This is a genomic window from Luteimonas terrae (assembly GCF_004358165.1).
GTDB lineage: Bacteria > Pseudomonadota > Gammaproteobacteria > Xanthomonadales > Xanthomonadaceae > Luteimonas > Luteimonas terrae.
Map to the genome: position 1 here is coordinate 65,911 of NZ_SMTG01000006.1, position 20,513 is coordinate 86,423.

Annotated in this window: 18 protein-coding genes; 15 read left to right on the plus strand and 3 right to left on the minus strand. The window is 70.1% G+C overall.

The features are described 5' to 3' along the window. The first annotated feature begins 21 nt into the window (after positions 1-21). The 3 genes from E2F49_RS13880 to xth are packed head-to-tail and all read left to right on the plus strand — an operon-like array spanning position 22 to position 2,779. Complete coding sequence (locus E2F49_RS13880) at positions 22-714, plus strand: response regulator transcription factor (RefSeq protein ID WP_133394434.1); 693 nt, start codon at positions 22-24, stop codon at positions 712-714. Continuing rightward, entirely contained in the window at positions 711-2,009 is a 1,299-nt protein-coding gene (locus E2F49_RS13885) for a sensor histidine kinase (RefSeq protein WP_243713612.1), read from the plus strand. Before E2F49_RS13880 ends, E2F49_RS13885 begins: the two co-directional genes overlap by 4 nt. Then, positions 2,006-2,779: an exodeoxyribonuclease III gene (xth, locus tag E2F49_RS13890; RefSeq protein WP_133394435.1), complete on the plus strand. Its 774-nt coding sequence runs from the start codon at positions 2,006-2,008 to the stop codon at positions 2,777-2,779. Before E2F49_RS13885 ends, xth begins: the two co-directional genes overlap by 4 nt. A gap of 7 nt (positions 2,780-2,786) precedes the next feature. On the opposite strand, the gene E2F49_RS13895 is transcribed toward xth, so the two are convergent. Next, positions 2,787-4,199 (minus strand): AMP-binding protein, encoded by a 1,413-nt coding sequence (locus E2F49_RS13895; RefSeq protein WP_133394436.1) that lies wholly within the window; start codon positions 4,197-4,199, stop codon positions 2,787-2,789. Positions 4,200-4,296: 97 nt separating this feature from the next. Between E2F49_RS13895 and E2F49_RS13900 the strand changes: the two genes are divergently transcribed. From E2F49_RS13900 to E2F49_RS13915, 4 genes are all read left to right on the plus strand, one after another. Continuing rightward, positions 4,297-4,878 (plus strand): 4'-phosphopantetheinyl transferase family protein, encoded by a 582-nt coding sequence (locus E2F49_RS13900; RefSeq protein WP_133394437.1) that lies wholly within the window; start codon positions 4,297-4,299, stop codon positions 4,876-4,878. 224 nt (positions 4,879-5,102) lie between these two features. Continuing rightward, positions 5,103-5,744 (plus strand): 16S rRNA (guanine(527)-N(7))-methyltransferase RsmG, encoded by a 642-nt coding sequence (gene rsmG, locus E2F49_RS13905; RefSeq protein ID WP_133394438.1) that lies wholly within the window; start codon positions 5,103-5,105, stop codon positions 5,742-5,744. Between the two features lie 164 nt (positions 5,745-5,908). Beyond that, positions 5,909-6,724 (plus strand): ParA family protein, encoded by an 816-nt coding sequence (locus tag E2F49_RS13910; RefSeq protein WP_133394439.1) that lies wholly within the window; start codon positions 5,909-5,911, stop codon positions 6,722-6,724. Next, positions 6,721-7,638, plus strand: coding sequence for a ParB/RepB/Spo0J family partition protein (locus E2F49_RS13915; protein WP_055250027.1), 918 nt, complete (start codon positions 6,721-6,723; stop codon positions 7,636-7,638). Before E2F49_RS13910 ends, E2F49_RS13915 begins: the two co-directional genes overlap by 4 nt. A gap of 215 nt (positions 7,639-7,853) precedes the next feature. Here the strand turns inward: E2F49_RS13915 and E2F49_RS16450 are convergent, their stop codons facing one another. Further along, the gene (locus E2F49_RS16450; RefSeq protein WP_165971245.1) at positions 7,854-8,501 is read right to left on the minus strand and encodes a hypothetical protein; all 648 of its coding nucleotides are present in this window, start codon (positions 8,499-8,501) and stop codon (positions 7,854-7,856) included. A 102-nt stretch (positions 8,502-8,603) separates the two neighbouring features. On the opposite strand from E2F49_RS16450, the gene E2F49_RS13925 reads away from it, so the two are divergent. The 8 genes from E2F49_RS13925 to E2F49_RS13960 all read left to right on the plus strand — a co-directional run bounded on the left by E2F49_RS13925 (position 8,604) and on the right by E2F49_RS13960 (position 19,118). Next, positions 8,604-8,951 (plus strand): DUF2946 family protein, encoded by a 348-nt coding sequence (locus E2F49_RS13925; protein WP_055250032.1) that lies wholly within the window; start codon positions 8,604-8,606, stop codon positions 8,949-8,951. A gap of 54 nt (positions 8,952-9,005) precedes the next feature. Further along, positions 9,006-10,301, plus strand: coding sequence for a TolC family protein (locus E2F49_RS13930; protein WP_133394441.1), 1,296 nt, complete (start codon positions 9,006-9,008; stop codon positions 10,299-10,301). Then, positions 10,298-11,296, plus strand: coding sequence for an efflux RND transporter periplasmic adaptor subunit (locus E2F49_RS13935; protein WP_133394442.1), 999 nt, complete (start codon positions 10,298-10,300; stop codon positions 11,294-11,296). Before E2F49_RS13930 ends, E2F49_RS13935 begins: the two co-directional genes overlap by 4 nt. Positions 11,297-11,493: 197 nt before the next feature. Continuing rightward, positions 11,494-14,658: an efflux RND transporter permease subunit gene (locus tag E2F49_RS13940; RefSeq protein ID WP_133394443.1), complete on the plus strand. Its 3,165-nt coding sequence runs from the start codon at positions 11,494-11,496 to the stop codon at positions 14,656-14,658. 160 nt (positions 14,659-14,818) lie between these two features. Continuing rightward, positions 14,819-15,526: a DUF3348 domain-containing protein gene (locus tag E2F49_RS13945; RefSeq protein WP_133394444.1), complete on the plus strand. Its 708-nt coding sequence runs from the start codon at positions 14,819-14,821 to the stop codon at positions 15,524-15,526. A gap of 10 nt (positions 15,527-15,536) precedes the next feature. Beyond that, complete coding sequence (locus E2F49_RS13950) at positions 15,537-17,888, plus strand: DUF802 domain-containing protein (RefSeq protein WP_243713613.1); 2,352 nt, start codon at positions 15,537-15,539, stop codon at positions 17,886-17,888. Beyond that, the gene (locus E2F49_RS13955; protein WP_055250044.1) at positions 17,885-18,529 is read left to right on the plus strand and encodes an OmpA family protein; all 645 of its coding nucleotides are present in this window, start codon (positions 17,885-17,887) and stop codon (positions 18,527-18,529) included. The genes E2F49_RS13950 and E2F49_RS13955 overlap by 4 nt, the downstream gene beginning before the upstream one ends. After that, complete coding sequence (locus tag E2F49_RS13960; RefSeq protein ID WP_133394446.1) at positions 18,519-19,118, plus strand: DUF2894 domain-containing protein; 600 nt, start codon at positions 18,519-18,521, stop codon at positions 19,116-19,118. Before E2F49_RS13955 ends, E2F49_RS13960 begins: the two co-directional genes overlap by 11 nt. Before the next feature lie 260 nt (positions 19,119-19,378). Here the strand turns inward: E2F49_RS13960 and E2F49_RS13965 are convergent, their stop codons facing one another. Next, on the minus strand, positions 19,379-20,512 hold the full coding sequence (locus E2F49_RS13965) for an MFS transporter (RefSeq protein ID WP_133394447.1): 1,134 nt from the start codon (positions 20,510-20,512) through the stop codon (positions 19,379-19,381). Between the last annotated feature and the right edge of the window lies 1 nt (position 20,513).

Consider the following 20,513-nt stretch of genomic DNA (forward strand, 5'->3'; position numbering starts at 1 on the left):
TCGAGGCGACGCGGAGGCCGGATGCGACTGCTGGTGGTGGAAGACAACCGCAACCTGGTCGGCAACCTGTTCGACTACTTTGAACCGCGCGGCCACGAGATGGACGCCGCGCCCGACGGCATCGTCGGCCTGCATCTGGCGGTGACCCAGCCCTACGACGCCATCATCCTCGACTGGATGCTGCCGCGCCTCGACGGCCGGGCGCTGCTGCAGCGCCTGCGCGAACACGCGATCGACACGCCGGTGATCATGCTCACCGCCCGCGACGAACTGCCCGACAAGATCGCCGGATTCCGCGCCGGCGCCGACGACTATCTGACCAAGCCGTTCGCGTTGCCGGAACTCGAAGTGCGGCTCGAGGCCGTGCTCGCCCGCGCGCGTGGCCGTCGCACGCCGCGCACCCTGCAGGTGCACGATCTGCGGCTCGATCTGGACACGCTGGAGGCGAGCCGCGGCGGCCAGGTGCTGCACCTCTATCCGGCCGGGCGCAAGCTGCTCGAAGTGCTGATGCTCGCCAGCCCGGCCGCGGTGGAACGCCAGCAGCTCGAACACGCGCTGTGGGGCGATGCGCCGCCCGACGGCGACATGCTGCGCTCGCACGTCTACGAACTGCGCCGCAGCGTCGACGGTCCGTTCGAGACCAAGCTCATCCACACCCTGCCCCGCTATGGCTACCGCCTGGTCGCGCCGGCCGGCGCGGAGTCGGTTGCGTGAGCCGACCGCACAGCCTGCGTCGCCGCATCCTCTACTGGCTGGCGGCCTACGCGCTGCTGCTGGCGGCGGGCGTGTCGCTGCACGGCTTTCTGGTCAACGAGTACGCCGAGCGCCTGCTGTGGGATTCGATGCTGCGCACCGAGTTCACCCATCACCTCGAGCGGCGCGCCACGGACCCGACCTACCGCTGGAGCGATTCGGACAGCCTGCGCCTGTACGCCGGCGATGCCGATGCGCCGCCGGAAACGCGCGCGCTGCCGGACGGCATCCACGACGAGGTCGAGCTGCAGGACGGCACCGAGATCCTGGTGCTGGTCGATCACGTCGATGGCGTGCGGCACGTGCTGACCCTCGACATCACCGAGATGGAACGCGAGGAAGACCGGCTCACGCTCTTCATCCTCGGCTCCTCGGTCGCGCTGGTGCTGCTGATGGGCACGCTGATGGCGATCGGCCTGGGCCGCGCGTTGCGGCCGCTGACCACGCTCGCCGACGACATCGCCGCGCTCTCGCCAGACCGCGCCGGCCAGCGTCTGGTGCCCGAACCGCGGGCGAGTTCGGAGTTGCTGGTCATCGCCAGCGCGCTCAACGACTACCTGCAGCGCAACGAACGCTTCGTCGAACGCGAGCGCGACTTCATCCACACCGCCAGCCACGAACTGCGCACGCCGGTGGCGGTGATGGCGGGCGCGGCCGAGCTCGCGCTGGCCCCGGCCGACGTGCCCGCGACGACCGCGCACCAGCTGCAGCGCATCCTGCGCACCGCCGACGACATGGACCGCATGATCGCGCTGCTGCTCGCGCTGGCGAAGGATCCGGCCAGGCTCCTGCAGACCGGGCAACCGGTGGACCTGTCCGCGCTGTTGCCGGCGATCATCGACGACCATCGCCACCTCACCCGCGACAAGGCGCTCGACATCGCGCTCGACGCACCGCCCGCGTGCACGATCCTCGCGCCGCCCGGCGTGGTGCGCGCGACGGTCGGCAACCTGTTGCGCAATGCGATCGAACACAGCGACGACGGTCGCATCGAGGTGGTGCTGCAGGCCGATGCGACGGTGGTGATCCGCGACCCCGGCCACGGCATGTCGCCCGAACAGATCAGCGCGATCTATTCGCGCATGGCGCGCACCGGCGTGCCGACCGGCGACGGCATCGGTCTGGAGCTGATCGCACGGGTCTGCGAACACCTCGGCTGGGCGCTCGACATCCGCGCCGCGCCCGAAGGCGGCACCGTCGCCACCCTGCGCATGCGCGCGACCGGCGGCGGTGCGGACGCTAGAATCGCCGGATGAAAATCGCCAGCTGGAACGTCAACTCGCTCAACGTCCGCCTGCCGCACCTCGAACAGTGGTTGCGCGACGCGCAACCCGACGTGGTCGGCATCCAGGAAACCAAGCTCGAAGACGCCAGGTTTCCCGATTCCGCCCTCGCCGCGCTGGGCTATCGCAGCGTGTTCTCCGGGCAGAAGACCTACAACGGCGTCGCCCTGCTGGCGCGTGACCGCGCGATCGCCGACGTGCAGGTCGGCATTCCCGGCTTCGAGGACGAACAGAAGCGCGTCATCGCCGCGACCATCGACGGCGTGCGCGTCATCAACCTCTACGTGGTCAACGGGCAGGACGTCGGCACGGACAAGTACGCCTACAAGCTGCGCTGGCTGGCCGCGGTGCACGAATGGGTGGCGCGCGAACTCGCCGCGCATCCGAAGCTCGTGGTGCTGGGCGATTTCAACATCGCCCCCGACGACCGCGACGTGCACGACCCGGCGGTCTGGAACGACGGCCACATCCTGACCTCGACCGCCGAGCGCGATGCGCTGCGCGGTCTGCTCGGCCTGGGCCTGCACGACGCCTTCCGCCTGCACCACGAACAGGGCGGCATCTTCAGCTGGTGGGATTACCGGCAGGCCGGCTTCCGCCGCGATCTGGGCCTGCGCATCGACCTGACGCTGGTGTCCGATGCACTGCGCGACGCGGCGGTCGCCTCCGGCGTCGATCGCGAGCCGCGCACCTGGGACCGCCCCAGCGACCACGCACCGGCCTGGGTCGAACTGCGCGACTGAGCGCGCGTCAGGTGCCGGCGAGCAGCGCGTCGAGTGCGGCGCGCGGCAGCTTGCCGGTCTCGTTGCGCGGCAGCGCGTCGACCCGGCGCAGGCGGCGCGGCAGGAACACCGGATCCTGGCTTTCGCGCAGCGCGTCGAGCAACGCGGCATCGGTGAGCGCGTCGTCGGCGACGACGACCGCCTCGATGCGACGCACCCCGTAGGCATCGGCGACCGCCGATTGCAGCACCACGCCATCGCGCACGCCGTCGATGGCAAGCAGGCGCCGGGTCAGATCGCCCAGCGAGGCGCGCTTGCCGGCGATCTCGATCATGTCGGCCTGCCGCCCGCGCAGCACGAAGCCGCCGGTCTCGTCGAGCTCGACCAGATCGGCGAGCAAACGCGGCTCGGCCAGATGCGGCGCATGGACCAGGGTGCCGTCGGGCACCGGCTGCAGGCGCACGCCCGCGTAGGGTGCCCATGCCGCATCGCGCGCGGTACGGCGACGGGCGAAGATCAGGGTCTCGGTCGAACCGAACAGCTCGCGCACCTCGCAGCCGAAGCGCGCCTCGGCCGCCGCAGCCAGTTCGCGCGTCAGCGGTGCGGTCGCGGTGGCGATCGCGGCAATCGGCGGCAGTTCGATGCCGGACTCGACCAGCGAACGCAGGTGCACCGGCGTGGTCACCAGCAGCGCCGGACGCGGCGCATCACGCAGCGCGTCGGCGATGTCGCCGGGAAAGAACGGGCGGCCGCCATGCACGGCGACATTGCCGAGCATCGGCAGCAGCACCGACATCTCCATGCCGTACATGTGCTGCGGCGGCACGGTCGCAACGACCGGCAGGGTCGCGTCGCCGTGCAGGTCGGCAAGCATGGCGAGGTTCTGCAGCGTGCCCGCGTGGAAGGTCGCCCACGGCTTGGGGTTGGCGCCCGGCACGCCAGTGCTGCCGGACGTGAAGCCGATCGCGACCAGCGCATCGAGCGCGATCTGCGGCGTGTCGCCCGCTTCGGTCGGCAGCGCGTCGGGCAGTCGCACGTAATGCGGCGGTGCGGGCGCGTGCGTGAGCGCGTGCGCTCCGGGGCAGCCGCAATCGTCGAGATCGCCGATGCAATAGCTGTGCGGATGACGGCTTCGCACGTCGTCGATCGCGCCGCGCGTGCGCGACGGCGGCAACAGCGTGGTCTGGCCGCGCATCGCAACCGCGCAGAACGCGACGAGGAAGCGGTAGCGGTCCTCGCACAGGTTCAGTGCGAACGGCGCGTCGGGCAGCAGCGCGGCGACACCACGCACGTGGCCGAGGAAGGTCGACAGCGTCACCGCGCCATCGGGACCGAAGGCGATCGTTCGCGCGCCATCGCCAGCGACCAGCGCACGCGATACACCTGCCGTATCCGGCCTGCCGCCGAGTTGCGCGCCCTGTTCCAGTACCACTGCCGACATCGTGCTGCCACTCCGGAGAAGACGTCCCGCGCGCAGCGAAAGCCCGCGGAACAGCGGTTTAGCTTACGCTGGACGCCCTGCGGGATGCCAAGTGCGGATGTTCAGCGAAACACACAGCCTGCGCGCCGGCCCGGTGCATTGCGCGTGGCGCGATTACCGGCGCGGCCAATCCGCCGAAGCCCTGGTGCGTCCCTGGCTTGCCGACACGCTTGGCACCGATGCCTTCAGTCTCGACCGCGATGCCCGCGGCCGCCCGCAGTTGCGGGTGCCCGGCCGCCCGGGTCTCGACGCCAACTGGAGCCACAGCGGCGACGCGCTGCTGGTCGCGCTGGGCGATGGCGTGGCGGTGGGTGTGGACATCGAGTGGATGCGACCACGGCCGCAGGCGATGGCGTTGGCGCAGCGCTTCTTCACCGCCGACGAGGCCACTGCGCTCGCCGCCCTGCCGCCGGCGCTGGCCGAAACCGCCTTCGTGCGGCTGTGGTGCGCCAAGGAAGCGGTGCTGAAGGCGCACGGGCACGGCCTGTCGTTCGGACTGGACCGGTTGCGGTTCGAGGCGCGTGGCGACGACTGGGCGCTGGTCGATTGCGATGCGGAACTCGGCGGGCCGGGCGACTGGACGTTGCAGGCGTTCGTGCCGTTGCCGGGGTATCTGGCGACGCTGGCGTGGCGGGCCTGAGCTGACGCTCCGGGACGACACGCGAGAGGCAAGATCAAGTTGGGTCCCAGCTTCCGCTGGGACGACGAGCAATCTCACTACCGTCGTCCCAGCGAAAGCTGGGACCCATTTTCGAGACGGAAGGATCGGCGCTGGAAAGGCGCGGGCTGCCATCATGCGATGCGGCACGCCGTGACAATCGGACGGTTTTTCGTGGCGCGCCTCCCGGCTTCTACAATGCCCCCATGAACACCCCCATCGACGCCGCCCTGCGCACCGAACTCGAAGCCGGCTTGCGTACCCTCAGCCTGTCCACCGATCTCGCCGAACCGCTGCTGGCCTACCTCGCCCTGCTGCTGCGCTGGAACGGCACCTACAACCTGACCGCCGTGCGCGATCCGCGCGAGATGGTCGTGCGCCATCTGCTCGATTCGCTGGCGATGGTCCCGCACGTCGATGGCCTGGCCACGCTGGCCGATCTGGGCACCGGCCCCGGCCTGCCCGGCATTCCGCTGGCGATCGCCGTGCCCGGCCTGCACGTCACGCTGGTCGAGTCGAACGGCAAGAAGGCGCGCTTCATGCGCGAGGCGATCCGGCAGCTGAAGCTGACCAACGCCGAAGTCGCCGAGTCGCGCATCGAGGCCGTCGACCGCCCCGGCGCCTTCGACGCGATCACCGCACGGGCGCTCGCCACCCTGCCCGACATCCTGCATTTCGGCGGGCATCTGCCCAGGGCCGACGGCGGCAGGCTGCTGGCGATGAAGGGCGTCGATCCGGTCGACGAGATCGCCGCCCTGCCCGCGGGCTGGCAACTCGAATCGGTCACGCCGCTGTCGGTGCCGGGCCTGGACGCCGAACGCCATCTGGTCGTCGTCGCCCGCGTCTGAAGCGGTCTTCCCGGTCACACCCCGGATCAGCCCCAGTGCCGGCGCATCCGTGTCCGGCGGATGATCGGTCCGGTTACGCCCGGCCGCGCTTGGGGGGCATAATCCCCGGTCCGGCCGCCGCCCACGCGGTGTCCGGCTCCCTTCCTGAACCGTGCACGGAGCCCATGGCCCGCATCATCGCCATCGCCAACCAGAAGGGCGGCGTCGGAAAGACGACAACGGCCGTGAACCTGGCCGCGGCGCTCGCGCGCACGCCCAAGCGCGTCCTGCTGGTCGATCTCGACTCGCAGGGCAACGCGACGATGGGCTGCGGCATCGACAAGGACGCCGTGCCGGTCACCAGCTGCGACGTGCTGCTGGGCGAGGTGGAAGGCGGCGATGCCATCGTGCAGACCGAGGAAGGCGTCGACCTGATTCCCGGCAACACCGATCTGACCGCGGCCGAACTCGAACTGATGGGCGCCGAAGGCCGCGAACAGCGCCTGCGCACCGCGCTCGATCCGCTGCGCGCGCGTTACGACTTCATCCTGATCGACTGCCCGCCGGCGCTGTCGCTGCTCACGCTCAACGCGCTGACCGCAGCCGATTCGGTGCTGGTACCGATGCAGTGCGAGTACTACGCACTCGAAGGCCTGTCGGCGCTGCTGCGCACGATCGATGCGCTCACGCAGACGCACAATCCGAAGCTCGAGGTCGAGGGCGTGCTGCGCACCATGTTCGATGTGCGTAACAACCTCGCCAACGCGGTGTCGGCCGAGCTGACCAACCATTTCGGCGACAAGGTGTTCCGCACCATCGTGCCGCGCAACGTGCGTGTGGCCGAGGCGCCCAGCCACGGCCAGAGCATCGTCGGCTACGACAAGGGCTCGCGCGGCGCCATCGCCTATCTCGGCCTCGCCGGCGAAGTGATCCGCCGCCAGCGCGAACGCGACGCCACCCGCACCACCCAGGACGCACCCGCCACGGAGACCCCGGCATGACCGCTGCGAAGACGCCAGCCAAGAAGCGCGGCCTGGGCCGTGGGCTCGAGGCACTGCTCGGACCCAAGGCCGCCGCCGAGGCGCCGCCGAGCCTGGAGGCGACCGAACAGGACACGCTGCGGGTGCTGCCGATCGACGCGCTGACCGCCGGCAAGTACCAGCCGCGCAAGCACTGGGACGAGGACAAGCTCACCGAGCTTGCCGAGTCGATCCGCGCGCAGGGCGTGATCCAGCCGATCGTGGTGCGCGAGCGCCCCGACCGCACCTTCGAGATCATCGCCGGCGAACGCCGATGGCGCGCGTCCAAGCAGGCGGGTCTGGCCGAAGTGCCGGCCGTCGTGCGCAACGTCGAGGACCGCACGGTCGTCGCGATGGCGCTGATCGAGAACATCCAGCGCGAAGACCTCAATCCGCTGGAAGAAGCGCAGGCGCTGCAGCGCCTGATCGACGAATTCGACCTGACCCATGCGCAGGCCGCCGAAGCCGTCGGCCGTTCGCGTGCCGCGGTGTCCAACCTGCTGCGCCTGCTGGAACTGCCGCCGGCGATCCGCATCCTCGTCGAATCGAAGCAGCTGGAAATGGGCCATGCCCGCGCCCTGCTGACGCTGTCGCCGGAGCTCGCCAGCAAGCTCGCCAGCGACGCGGTCGAACACGGCTGGTCGGTGCGCGAAGTCGAGCACCGCGCCCAGCAGTTTGCTGCCGGCCGCGTGCCGAACGCGAACGGCCGCACCGCCTCGAAGACCAAGGCCCGCCCGCAGGCCGACATCGTCTCGCTGGAGAACGAACTGTCGGAGACGCTGGGCACGCGCGTGTCGATCGCCAACGGCCGCGGCAACAAGGGCCGGCTGGTGATCCACTACGGCAACCTCGAAGCGCTCGACGGCGTGCTGGAGCGGTTGCGCGCGGAGCGCTGAGCGTTGCCCGGCCGCGTCCTCGTTCAAGCGGCGCCTGCGCTTTTGGATCACCTTCGATAACGGCACATCTCTTCCCCGTCATCCCGGCGAAAGCCGGGATCCAGTGTCTTGCGCACAGCGACTCGACGGAACGACACCTCAAGTCGCTGGATCCCGGCTTTCGCCGGGATAACGAAACGTGGAGTGCGCGGATCTTCGGTGAAGCCTCGCAGCTCTCAACCGCGCGGACGCACTACCGGCCGCTGCAGCGGCACCCTCTCCACCGGCTCGCGCGGCGTGAGTCGTTTCTTCGGCAAGCGCGGCACGTCCAGATCGGGCCGGGTCACACGCCGCGGCACGCTCTCGACGAGACACCCGCGGAACAGGTAGTCGCCGGTGATCGCCTGTGCGGTGCCGTCCCGATACGCGACGAACTTGATCCGAGTGCCGCGATCGGCGTAGAGCGGGCCATCGACGCCCGCGGTCCAGACGATCTCGTCGTCCACCCGGCGCATCTCGTACCAGCCATCGGCACCGGATACGCGCGCTGCGAGATCGCCGGCGCGCAGGCCTGGCCCACGCAGCGACGCGCGGACTTCGCGGATTTCCAGATAGCGATCCGCCGGCACGAAATCCGATGACGCACCGCCTCCGCTGGTGTCAGCTGGCAGCTCGAACGTGCCGCGGTTCTCGAACGGCTGCGCGCATAGCAGCGTGACCGGTCGGATGTCTTGCGGCAGGCGATCGGCGACACGCGGGCCGGTTTGCGCGCGGTGTCGGGCGGTGCAGATGCTGCCGGTAAACAGACCACGGTCATGCAGAGAAGCACGGCCAGACGGATATGTCGTTGACGCATCGGAATGCCCTCGAAGTACGCGCTGCATGCGCTCCACAGGTCCAACGCGGAACGCGCGTGGAGCGGCCGCCCTGGGCGCAACGACGTGCTGGAATTGTGTAACGCGTCACGGGGCCACTACCCTGACGCGATGGTCCGTCGTCCCGCCCGCTCGTTCTGGTCGCGCCCGCTGATGCTGGCGCTGCTGGTGCTGGGCCTGGTGGTGGCGCCGGTGCTGGTCGCGATGGGCAACACCTACGAGGCTGCGCACGGCGAGACCGCCGAGCAGCACGACCATGCGGCAGATGCCCACGACGACGGCGGTGACCTGCTGCACGCGGTCGCACACTGCGCCACCTGCGGCGCGCACACGCCGGGCCTGCCGCCGCTGGCCGCGCCCATCGCGGCGACACCGGCCGTGCACCCCGACACCCGTGCGATCGACGCCGCGCCACTGCGCGCGCCCGATTCCCTGCTGCGGCCTCCGATTTCCGCATGACGCCAGTGCCGGCCTGAGGCCGGCGTTCCGTCATTCCGAAACCGGAGACACTCCATGTTGTTGCGATTGGCGGCCCTGGCCGCCCTCGCCGCTGCGCCGTGCTTCGTGCACGCGCAGACGGCGCCCGTGCCCGTGCGCACGGATTCCCCTGCGTTGACGCTCGATGACGCGTTCGCGCGCGTTGCCGATGCCCATCCCGCGCTGCGCCTGTTCGATGGCCAGCGCGACGTCCTTGATGCCGAACGCGAAGCCGCGCTGCTGCGGCCCGCGCTGGAAGCCGGTGTCGAGATCGAGAACCTCGGCCTCGACGCGGGCACGCGTAGCGTTGAGACGACGCTGTCGCTGGCCGGCGTGTTCGAACGCGGCGGCAAGCTCGATGCGCGTCGCGCCCTCGCGCAACGTCGCATCGATGCATTGGCACCGCAGCGCGAAGCGGCGCGCATCGATCTGCTGGCCGAGACCGCACGTCGACATCTGGACATCGTCGTCGCGACGCGGCGACAGGCCATCGCGCGTACCGATGTCGCGCAGCGCACGCGCTTCGTCGACGCCGCGCGCCAGCGCTTCTCTGCCGGCGCTTCATCCGAGGCGGTCGTACTGACCGCGCAGGCGGCGCAGGCGCAGGCCGAACTCGAGGTCGCGCGAGCGGGCATGGAAATCGACAGCGCACGTCGCAGCCTCGCGATGCTGTGGGGAGACCCCGAGGCCGCGTTCGAGATCGTTGAAGGCGATCCGCTGGCGTTGCCCCACATCGCCGATTTCGCCCGACTGCGCACGCTGCTCGCGCAGTCGCCGGAGCTGCTGCAGTTCAACGACCGCGAACGCATCGCCGAGGCGCGACTGCAGCTCGCCCGCAGCGATGCCACGCCCGACATCGGCTGGTCGGCCGGCATCCGTCACCAGCGCGAGAACGGCGACACCTCGCTGGTCGGCGGCTTCACCGTGCCGATCGGCAGCCGCGCACGCGCCCAGCCCGCCATTCGCGCCGCGGCCGCGGAACTCGCGCTGGTGTCGATCGAACGCGAAGCCGGCGACCGCACGCTGCAGGCGACGCTGGCCGAAGCGCATGGTCGATATCGCGTCGCGCAGGCCGAAGTCGCGCTGCTGCAACGCGACGTGTTGCCACGCCTCGCGCGTGCCGCAAGTGCAAGTGAGCGCGCCTGGCGCGCCGGTGCGGTGTCCTACCTCGAATGGTCGCAACTGCAGGACGCACGCAGCGATGCGCTGCGCCAGCAACTCGACGCCGCGCAGGCCGCGCAGATCGCCCTGATCGAACTGCAGCGCCTGACCGGCCAGTCACTCGTGGTCGCGCCTGCGACGTCCACCCCGGATTCCGGAGACGCCCCATGAGGACGTTCGCTTTCCGTATCACCGCACCGATGGTGCTCGCCCTGCTGCTGGCAGCCTGCAGCGATCCCGCGTCCACGCCCGCATCCGCCGACGCGGCGCACGGACATGATGATCACGCCGATGCCGGGCATGGCGAAGACGGTCATGCCGACGCCGGCGAACACGACGACCACGGCGACGAGGCCACGGTCATCCCGGCCGACGTCGCCGAAGAAGTCGGCATCCGCGTCGCGCCCGCGGCCGCTGGCACCATCGCCGACCAGCACGAAGTGCAGGGCCTGCTGACGACACTGGAAACCGGCAATGCCCGCGTCACCGCACGCTTCCCCGGTCCCGTGCGCCGCCTGCATGCCGAAGTCGGCGACCGCGTGCGTGCCGGCCAAGTGCTCGCGACGATCGACAGCAACCTGAGCCTGTCGAGCTACACCGTCACCGCACCGATCGCCGGCACCGTGCTCGCGCGCAATGCGTCGGTCGGCGAAAGCGCCGCCGAAGGTGTGGTGTTGTACGAACTCGCCGACCTGTCGAAGCTGTGGGTGGACCTGCACGTGTTCGGCCGCGATGCCGAACATCTCGCCGCGGGTTCGCCGGTGACGATCACCCGGCTCGGCGACGGCGCGACCGCGGACACGCGCATCGACCGCGTGTTGCCCGGCACTGCGACCGCGAGCCAGAGCACGATCGCCCGCGCGACGCTCGACAACGCCGACGGGAAATGGCGCCCCGGTTCCGCCGTGCGCGCGATGGTCACCGTGTCGACGCAACCGGCCGATCTGGTCGTGCCGCTGACGGCCTTGCAGCAGATGGACGGCGCCGACGTGGTGTTCGTGCGCGAGGGCGAGCGCTACGAGAAGCGAGTGGTGACGCTGGGCCGGCGCGATGCGCGGCAGGTCGAGATCACGGGGGGCATTCGCGTCGGCGAGGACGTGGTGGTGGAACAGAGCTACACGGTGAAGGCGGATCTGGAGAAGGCGGGGGCGGAACATGCGCATTGAACAGCCGTGTTGCGCGATCTCCTTCTACCGTCATTCCAGCGAACGCTGGAATCCATTCTCGCGGCGATCTAGCCCAAGCCAGTCTTCACGCAGTACAGCCAACGTCAAAATGGATTCCGGCTTTCGCCGGAATGACGGGGCCGTGGGCGGATGGTGTGCGTGGAAATCCCGACTGACCACAAGCGGGGCCCGCCCCCATGCTTGAGTCCCTCATCCACCTCTCCATCCGTCACCGCTGGCTCGTCCTCGCTGCCACATTGATGCTGATCGCCATCGGCGGCTGGAGCTTCACCAAGCTCCCGATCGACGCCACCCCCGACATCACCAACGTCCAGGTACAGATCAACACCGCCGCACCCGGCTACTCGCCGCTGGAAACCGAGCAGCGCGTGACCTTCCCGATCGAGACCGCGCTCGCCGGTCTGCCGCGTCTCGACTACACGCGCTCGCTGTCGGCCTACGGGCTGTCGCAGGTCACCGTGGTGTTCGAGGACGGCACCGATCTGTACTTCGCGCGGCAGCAGGTCGCCGAGCGCGTGCAGCAGATCCGCGGCCAGTTGCCGGACGATGTGGACGCCTCGCTCGGACCGGCCGCGACCGGTCTGGGCGAGATCTTCATGTACACGGTCGAAGCCGCGCCCGATGCACGCAAGCCCGACGGCACGCCCTACACCGCGACCGACCTGCGCACACTGCAGGACTGGGTGCTGCGGCCGCAGTTGCGCACCGTACCCGGCGTCACCGAGGTCAACACTATCGGGGGTTTCGCGCGGCAGCTGCACATCACGCCGGACCCGGCGATGCTGGTCGCGCTCGACTTCAGCTTCGAGGATGTCGTCACCGCCGTCGCCAGCAACACGCGCAACGTCGGCGCCGGTTACATCGAGCGTAATGGCCAGCAACTGCTGGTGCGTGTGCCCGGGCAGGTCGCCGACCTCGAGGCGATCGGCAACATCGTGCTGGCGCGGCGCGATGGCGTGCCGATCCACGTGCACGACGTCGCGACGGTCGGCGAAGGACGCGAACTGCGCACCGGCGCGGCCACGCAGGACGGCGAGGAGGTCGTGCTCGGCACGGTCTTCATGCTGGTCGGCGAGAACAGCCGCACCGTCGCGCAGGCCGTGGCCGCGCGCTTGGACACCGCCAATGCCAGCCTGCCCGAAGGCGTGCGCGCGACCGCGGTCTACGACCGCACCGCACTGGTCGACCGCACCATCCGCACCGTGGCGAAGAACCTGATCGAAGGCGCGCTGCTGGTGATCGTGGTGCTGTTCCTGCTGCTGGGCAACGTGCGCGCCGCGCTGCTGACCGCACTGGTGATTCCGCTGACGATGCTGTTCACCGTGATCGGCATGCGCCAGGGCGGCGTGTCCGGCAACCTGATGAGCATGGGCGCGCTCGACTTCGGCCTGATCGTCGATGGCGCGGTGATCATCGTCGAGAACTGCCTGCGTCGTTTCGGCGAAGCGCAGCAGCGGCTCGGGCGCCTGCTCGACACGCAGGAACGCCATGCCGTCGCCGCATCGGCGAGCGCGGAAGTGATCCGTCCCAGCCTGTTCGGCCTGGGCATCATCGCGGCGGTCTATCTGCCCGTGTTCGCGCTCGAAGGCGTGGAAGGCAAGATGTTCCACCCGATGGCGATCACCGTGGTGCTGGCGTTGACCGGCGCGATGCTACTGTCGCTGACCTTCGTGCCGGCGAGCATCGCGTTGCTGTTGCGCGGTCGCGTGGCCGAGCACGACAACCGGGTGATGCGCGCCGCGCGTCGCGGCTATGCACCGGCACTCGACTGGGCATTGCGTCACGGCGGCTGGCTGGTCGGCGGTGCGCTGATGCTGGTGCTGGCCTGCGGCTGGCTGGCGACGCGCATGGGCAGCGAGTTCATTCCCAGCCTCGATGAAGGCGACATCGCCCTGCACGCGATGCGCATTCCCGGGACCGGCGTCGAACAGTCGGTGGCGATGCAGCGCGCGCTCGAACGGCGCCTGCTGACCGCGCCGGAAGTCGCGCACGTGTTCTCGCGCATCGGCACGTCCGAGGTCGCCAACGACCCGATGCCGCCATCGGTCGCCGACACCTTCGTGATCCTGCACCCGCGCACCGACTGGCCCGATCCGCGCAAGACGCGCGCCGCCCTGGTCGCCGAACTCGAAGCGGTCGCCGAGACCATGCCCGGCAACAACTACGAGTTCACCCAGCCGATCCAGATGCGCTTCAACGAGCTGATCTCCGGCGTGCGCAGCGATGTGGCGGTGAAGATCCAGGGCGACGATCTGGCGCAACTGCAGGCACTCGCCGGCGAGGTCGAGCGCGTGCTGCAGGGCATCGACGGCGCGGCCGACGTGCGCGTGGAAGCGGTCGACGGCCTGCCACTGCTGGAGATCGCACCCGACCCGCGGGCGATGGCCCGTTACGGACTCAACCCCGGCGACGTGCAGCGCTTGGTGGCCGCGGCAATCGGTGGCGAGACGGCCGGACAACTGTTCGAAGGCGACCGGCGTTTCGACATCGTCGTGCGCCTGCCCGAATCGATGCGCGGCGATCCGGCGGCACTCGCCGATCTGCCAGTGCCGCTCGGCATCGATGCGAGCGGCGACGAGTCCGGACGCAGCGGCACCTGGGCCAGCGGCGTGCCACGCACGGTGCCGCTGCGCGAAGTCGCGACGATCGGCACGCAGCTCGGACCGAACCAGATCGCCCGCGAGAACGGCAAGCGCCGCATCGTCGTCACCGCCAACGTGCGCGGCCGCGACCTCGGCAGTTTCGTCGACGAACTGGAGACCGCAGTGGCGGCGTCGGTGACGCTGCCGACCGGCTACTGGATCACCTACGGCGGCACGTTCGAGCAGTTGCAGTCGGCCGTCCGGCGCCTGTCGCTGGTCGTGCCGCTGACCCTGCTGGTGATCCTGTCGCTGCTGTTCATGGCCTTCGGTTCGCTGCGCGATGCGCTGGTCGTCTTCAGCGGCGTGCCGCTGGCGTTGACCGGCGGCGTGCTCGCACTCGCCGCGCGCGGCATTCCACTGTCGATCTCGGCGGGCGTGGGCTTCATCGCGCTGTCGGGCGTCGCGGTGCTCAACGGTCTGGTGATGCTGAGCTTCATCCGCACGCTGCGCGAGGAAGGCGCCGACCTGCGTAGCGCGATCGTCGACGGCGCACTCGGCCGCCTGCGCCCGGTGCTGATGACCGCGCTGGTCGCCTCGCTGGGCTTCGTGCCGATGGCCTTCAACGTCGGCGCCGGCGCGGAAGTGCAGCGACCACTGGCAACGGTCGTCATCGGCGGCATCGTGTCGTCGACGCTGCTGACCCTGCTGGTGTTGCCGGTGCTGTACCGGTGGGTGCATCGCGGGGCGGAACAGGGCTGAGCGCGGGACAGCCGCACGGGCGGCGCCCGAGCGCTCGCCCTCGCCCGCAGCCTCGGCAAAGGCGCGGGCGCTGGCGTGGCCGCAAGGGCAGCCGGACAGTGCGCCGGAACCCCGGCTGTCCGTTGCACTGTAAAATCGCCGTCTTTTGCGCGCTTCGCCCTTGGACGCCCCACTCCGCCCCGCCTTCCACGGCCCGACCTTCGTCCGGCTGCTGGCCCGCCTGACCGACGATGCGCTGCCGCAGGGCGGCACGACGCCGGCCGAGCGGCTGAGTCAGTGGATCGACTGGACGCGGGCCGTGGTGTTGTCGAAGGTGCTGGACGCCAAGGGCGCCGAGGCTGAACCGGACGCGCAAGTGCCTGATCGGGACGACGCCGAGGCCTGCGCGCGGGCCCGGTCGACCTTGCTGGCGGCGATCGCCGCCGCGCCCGAACTCACTGCACCGCAGCCGCAGCCCGCTACGCCGGACGCAGAGGCAGGCAGGCCGGCGGTCGCGATCGACTTCGCCCCGTTCCGCCAGCGCCACATCACCCTGCAGCGCTCGATGCAGGCGGCGACCGGCCGGTTGCGGGGCGAGCTGCGCGAGCGGCTGGCGCAGCAGTCGGCCGACATGGCGCGGCTGGCCGAGGTCGACGCGGTGATGGAAGGCGCGCTGAGCCCGCGCGAACACGCGCTGCTGGGCGCGGTGCCGGCGCTGCTCGAAACGCATTTCGAGCGGCTGCGCGCCGCCGCAGGCGATGCGGCCACGGATCCGTCCGCGGCCTGGCTCGATGGTTTTCGCAGGGACATGCAGGGCGTGCTGATCGCCGAGCTGGATGTCCGTTTCCAACCGGTCGAAGGGCTGCTCGCAGCGCTTCGCACCCACTGACGCAGTGCCCATGTCCTCAAGCAACCGCACCATCGCCCTCGTTCCCGCTGCTGTCTTCGCCCTCGGTCTGGCCGTGGTGGCGTGGATCGCCATCGGCTACTTCGGCAACAACACGCTGGCGCTGGCCGTCACCCTGCTGATCGGCGCCTGCTACGTCGTCGGCGGCCTGGAACTGCTGCGCTATCGCCGCGCCACGGCGTCGCTGGCCGCTGCAGTCGATGGCCTGTCGACGCGGCCCGACTCGCTTGGTCCTTGGCTCGACACGCTCGATCCCAGCCTGCGCACCGCCGTGCGCCTGCGCGTGGAAGGCGAGCGCGTCGCGCTGCCGGTGCCTGCGCTGACGCCGTATCTGGTCGGCATGCTGGTGCTACTGGGCATGCTGGGCACGCTGCTGGGCATGATGGTGATGCTGCGCGGCACCGGCATGGCGCTGGAAACGGCGACCGACCTGCAGGCGATCCGCGATTCGCTGGCGGTGCCGGTCAAGGGCCTGGGCTTCGCCTTCGGCACCTCGATCGCGGGCATCGCGACCTCGGCGATGCTGGGTCTGGCCTCGGCCCTGCTGCGTCGCGAGCGCGCGCGCACCGTGCAAGGGCTCGATGCCGCCAGTGCGACCACGCTGCACGTGCATTCGCAGGCGCACCAGCGCGCCGAGACCTTGCGCCTGCTGCGGCAGCAGACCGAGGTGATGCCGGCGCTGGTCGATCGCCTCGGCGCGATGATGGCGACGATCGAGCAGCAGAGCGCCGCGTCGGGTGAGCGCCAAGCCGCCAGCCAGAGCGCCTTCCACGACCGTACCGAAGCGGTCTACACGCAGCTCGCCGCATCGGTCGAGCGCGCCCTGCAGACCAGCGTCGCCGAGAGCGCGCGCGCCGCGACCGCGGCGCTGCAGCCGGTGTTCGAGACCACGATGGCCGCGCTGTCGCAGGAAACCGCCGCGCTGCAGACCACCGTGCGCGATGCGGTCGAGCGCCAGTTGCAGACGCTGTCGAGCGGCTTCGAGACCTCGACCGCGACCGTCGCCGCGCGCTGGCAGGCCGCACTCGACGGCCAGACCGCCTCCAACGAAACGCTGGCGCGCGATCTGCGCGGCGCACTCGACGGCTTCAACACCACGTTCGAACAACGCGCGAGCGGTCTGCTCGACACCGTGGTCGCGCGTCTCGATACCGCGGCCGAACGCAGCAGCGCGCTGCACGACACCGTGCGCGATGCAGTCGACACGCAGCTGCAGGCGCTGACCACCGGCTTCGATGCCTCGACCGCCGCCGTCGCGGAACGCTGGCAGCAGGCGCTCGACGCGCAACAGGCCGCGCATGCCGCGCTGACTGCCGATCTGCGCACGGCGCTGGACGGCATCGGCATGCACTTCGAGACGCGTGCGACCGCGCTGGTCGACGGTGTCGGCACGCGCCTCGAGGCGACGGTCGGCGACGTGTCCGAAGCCTGGAACGCGGCGCTGTTGCAGCAGGCCGATCGCAACGAGGCAATGAGCGCGCGTCACGAGCAGGCGCTGAACGCTGCCGCGGCGACCTTCGAAATGCATTCGGCCTCGCTGCTCAAGACCATCGACGCCTCGCACGGCGAGCTGCAGACCGCGCTCGCGGCGCAGGACGCGCAGCGCCTGTCGGCGTGGACCGACAGCCTCGCCGCGATGTCGGCTGCCCTGCGCGAGGACTGGGCGCAGGCCGGCGCCGAGACTACCCGCCAGCAGCAGGCGATCGGCGAAACGCTGGCGCACACCGCCGACACCATCGCCGCGCAGACCCAGGCCCATGCCAGCGCGACCATCGCCGAGATCTCGCGCCTCGTCGACACCGCGTCGGAAGCGCCGCGCGCGGCTGCCGAAGTCATCGCCGAACTGCGGCAGTCGCTGTCGGAAAGCATGGTCCGCGACACCGCGATGCTCGAAGAGCGCACGCAGATGCTGTCGACGCTCGACACCTTGCTCAGCGCGGTGAACCACGCCTCGACCGAACAGCGCGCGGCGATCGACGCACTGGTCGCGACCTCGGCCGATCTGCTCGAACGCGTGGGCACGCGCTTCACCGACCACATCGAAGCCGAGACCGGCAAGCTCGATGGCGTGGCGACGACGCTCAGCGTCGGCGCGGCCGAAGTCGCCAGCCTCGGCGAGGCCTTCGGCGCGGCGGTCACGGTGTTCGGCGAATCCAACGACGCACTGGCCGCGCGTCTGGCCGGCATCGAAGACGCGCTGGAAAAATCGTTGGCGCGCAGCGACGAGCAGCTCGCCTACTACGTGGCGCAGGCGCGTGAGGTCGTCGATCTCAGCGTGCTGGCGCAGAAGCAGATCATCGAGGACCTGCAGCAGCTCGGCGTGACGCGCGCCGCGTCCGCATGAGCGTCGAGCTGGAAGGCGATCACGAGTCGAGCGCGCCGATCTGGGCCGCGTTCGGCGACCTGATGTCGGTGCTGCTGGGCGCGTTCGTGCTGATCCTGGTCGGCGTGATCGGCGTGCAGCTGCAGCTGGAACTCAAGCTGGACGCGGAGATCGCCCAGCGCGAGGCCGAGACCCAGCGTCGCCAGACGCTGGAACAGGCGCTGGCCGCACCGCTTGCCGCGGGGCGCATCACCCTGGTCGACGGCCGCATCGGCATCCGCGGCAGCGTGTTGTTCGCCGACGCATCGGACCAGTTGCAGCCCGAGGGCCGCGACCTGCTGCGCAGCCTCGCCGGTCCACTGACCGAATACCTGGCCTCGCGCGACGAGATCCTGATGGTCAGCGGTTTCACCGACGACCGTCTCGTGCGCGACGGCAACCGGTTCTCGGACAACTGGGAGCTGTCGGCCCAGCGCGCGCTCAACGTGACCCGTGCGTTGATCGGCGACGGGGTGCCGGCCGAGTCGGTGTTTGCCGCCGCCTTCGGCGCGCAGCAGCCGGTGCGCTCCAACGACGATGCCGAAGGCCGCGCGCAGAACCGGCGCGTCGAGATGGCCCCGGTGCCGCGGCAGCAGGCCGCAGCCCAGACCGATGCCCCCTGAGCTCGACGCCATCGCGCAGGTGATCGACGGATGGCGCACGCAGGGCGCCGACCGCGTCGCACCGCTGCGCTTCCATCGCATCGCCGCGCTTCATGCGCGTGCAGCGCAGCGCGATGGCGACGCGCGCCGTCAGCTCGAAGCGAAGCTGTCGGCGCTGGTCGAGGCGTACGCACACGAGATCGCGGAGGCCGATGACACGCACACCATGGCGCGTGCACGCGGGGATCTCGGTGTGCTCGCCGACGACATGACGGCGCGCGCGCGCGACGACGCGGCCTATCCCGAACTGCCCGCCGTCGACGATTTCCGGCGGCTGTGGTCGACGTTGCGTACGCGCACCCAGGTCCGCAAATCGCTGGCGCAGGCGCCGACCGGCGCCGGTCCGCTGAACTCCGCGGCCCTCGCCCATCGTTCGCTGACGCTGATGGGCGGCCTGTCGCCCGGATATCTGCAGCACTTCCTGTCCTACGTCGACACGCTGTCGTGGCTGGAAACCCTGCAGGACGCGGGCGTGCTGACCGGCAAGGAGACGGCGCTGCCGGTCGGGGCGAAACCGCGTGCGAAGCCGAGGGTGCGCAAGAAAAGTTGATGGGTGCGCACAAACGACTCGACGCCTTGCACGCGAACGCCGCCAGTGCTCGCCCCCTTCCCCCGCTTGCGGGGGAAGGCTGGGATGGGGGCAAAGAGTCAGATCGAAGCAAAATCGGATGGCCCGAAGGCCTGGCGCTCGAGTTGCAACTTCGCGTGGTCTGACGGTTCGCCCCCACCCAACCCTCCCCCGCGCGCGGGGGAGGGCTTCAAAGGCCCGTGATGGCATGCGTCAAGACGAGCACGCAAAAATCGCTCGACTCAGACGCGCGTCAAGCGCCTGCCCAGCACGGCCACTGCCACCAGCGCGATCGCGACCAGCACGAAGGCTGCCGGCAACGACCAGCCCTGCGCCAGAAATCCGATCAGCGCCGGACCGGCGAGCACGCCGGCGTAGCCCATCGTCGTCACCGCGGGAATCGCGACGCTCTCCGGCATCGCGGTCTGGCGACCGGCCAGGGTGAACATCACCGGCACGATGTTGGCGCAGCCGATGCCGACCAGCGCATAGCCGAGCAACGCGACGCCGAACACCGGCACCAGCGTCGCCAGCAGCAGGCCGGCGCCCGCGATCAGGCCACCGGCGAGCACGGCGGTCGCGCGCCCGATCTTCGCGATGACCGCGTCCCCGACGAGGCGCGCCAGCGTCATCGCGAGATTGAAGGCGACGAAGCCCCAGCCGGCGTGCTGCAATCCGACACCGCGCACTTCGTGCAGGAACACCGCGCTCCAGTCGAGCATCGAACCTTCGGTGAGAAACGAAACGAAGCAGACGATGCCGATCGCGATGACGATGCCGCGCGGCAACGCGAAGCTCGGCGCGTCCTGCGGCGCGCGATCGGTACGCCATGCACGCGCAACCGCCACGACCAGCGCCAGCGCGATGCCGACCGCGGCGAGCGTTGCCGCAAACGCACTTGTCCCGGCAGTCAGCAACAGTGTCACGCAGGTCGCGCCGACCAGGCTGCCGATGCTGTAGAACGCGTGGAAGCCGGACATCATCGGCCGGTCGGCATCCCGCTCCACCGCGACCGCCTGGATGTTCATCACGCAGTCCATCGCGCCGATCGCCGCGCCGAACACGAACAGCACCAGGCCGAGCGAGACCGGCGTCGAGGCGACGGTCAGCACGGGCAACGCGAGCAGCATCAGCGCGGCGGTCGCCAGCATCACCGCGCGGCAGCCGAGGCGCGCGGCGAGGATGCCCGACAGCGGCATCGCCACGATCGAACCCAGACCCAGGCACAACAGGAGCACGCCGAGCATGCCGTCGTCGAGGCCGATGCGCGTCTTCGCGAATGGCACCAGTGGCGCCCAGCTGGCGATGATGAAGCCAGGAATGAAGAACGCGGTGCGGGTGGCGTGCTGCTGGAAGCGCGCGCTCGGGAAGTTCATG

Coding starts and splice junctions, on each gene's coding strand:
- rsmG (WP_133394438.1), top strand. CDS start 5,103: ATGAACACCCCCATCGACGCCGCCCTGCGCACCGAACTCGAAGCCGGC.
- xth (WP_133394435.1), top strand. CDS start 2,006: ATGAAAATCGCCAGCTGGAACGTCAACTCGCTCAACGTCCGCCTGCCG.
- E2F49_RS13930 (WP_133394441.1), top strand. CDS start 9,006: ATGTTGTTGCGATTGGCGGCCCTGGCCGCCCTCGCCGCTGCGCCGTGC.
- E2F49_RS13895 (WP_133394436.1), bottom strand. CDS start 4,199: ATGTCGGCAGTGGTACTGGAACAGGGCGCGCAACTCGGCGGCAGGCCG.
- E2F49_RS13925 (WP_055250032.1), top strand. CDS start 8,604: ATGGTCCGTCGTCCCGCCCGCTCGTTCTGGTCGCGCCCGCTGATGCTG.
- E2F49_RS13965 (WP_133394447.1), bottom strand. CDS start 20,512: ATGAACTTCCCGAGCGCGCGCTTCCAGCAGCACGCCACCCGCACCGCG.
- E2F49_RS13960 (WP_133394446.1), top strand. CDS start 18,519: ATGCCCCCTGAGCTCGACGCCATCGCGCAGGTGATCGACGGATGGCGC.
- E2F49_RS13935 (WP_133394442.1), top strand. CDS start 10,298: ATGAGGACGTTCGCTTTCCGTATCACCGCACCGATGGTGCTCGCCCTG.
- E2F49_RS13940 (WP_133394443.1), top strand. CDS start 11,494: ATGCTTGAGTCCCTCATCCACCTCTCCATCCGTCACCGCTGGCTCGTC.
- E2F49_RS13900 (WP_133394437.1), top strand. CDS start 4,297: ATGTTCAGCGAAACACACAGCCTGCGCGCCGGCCCGGTGCATTGCGCG.
- E2F49_RS13955 (WP_055250044.1), top strand. CDS start 17,885: ATGAGCGTCGAGCTGGAAGGCGATCACGAGTCGAGCGCGCCGATCTGG.
- E2F49_RS16450 (WP_165971245.1), bottom strand. CDS start 8,501: ATGCAGCGCGTACTTCGAGGGCATTCCGATGCGTCAACGACATATCCG.
- E2F49_RS13915 (WP_055250027.1), top strand. CDS start 6,721: ATGACCGCTGCGAAGACGCCAGCCAAGAAGCGCGGCCTGGGCCGTGGG.
- E2F49_RS13950 (WP_243713613.1), top strand. CDS start 15,537: ATGTCCTCAAGCAACCGCACCATCGCCCTCGTTCCCGCTGCTGTCTTC.
- E2F49_RS13910 (WP_133394439.1), top strand. CDS start 5,909: ATGGCCCGCATCATCGCCATCGCCAACCAGAAGGGCGGCGTCGGAAAG.
- E2F49_RS13880 (WP_133394434.1), top strand. CDS start 22: ATGCGACTGCTGGTGGTGGAAGACAACCGCAACCTGGTCGGCAACCTG.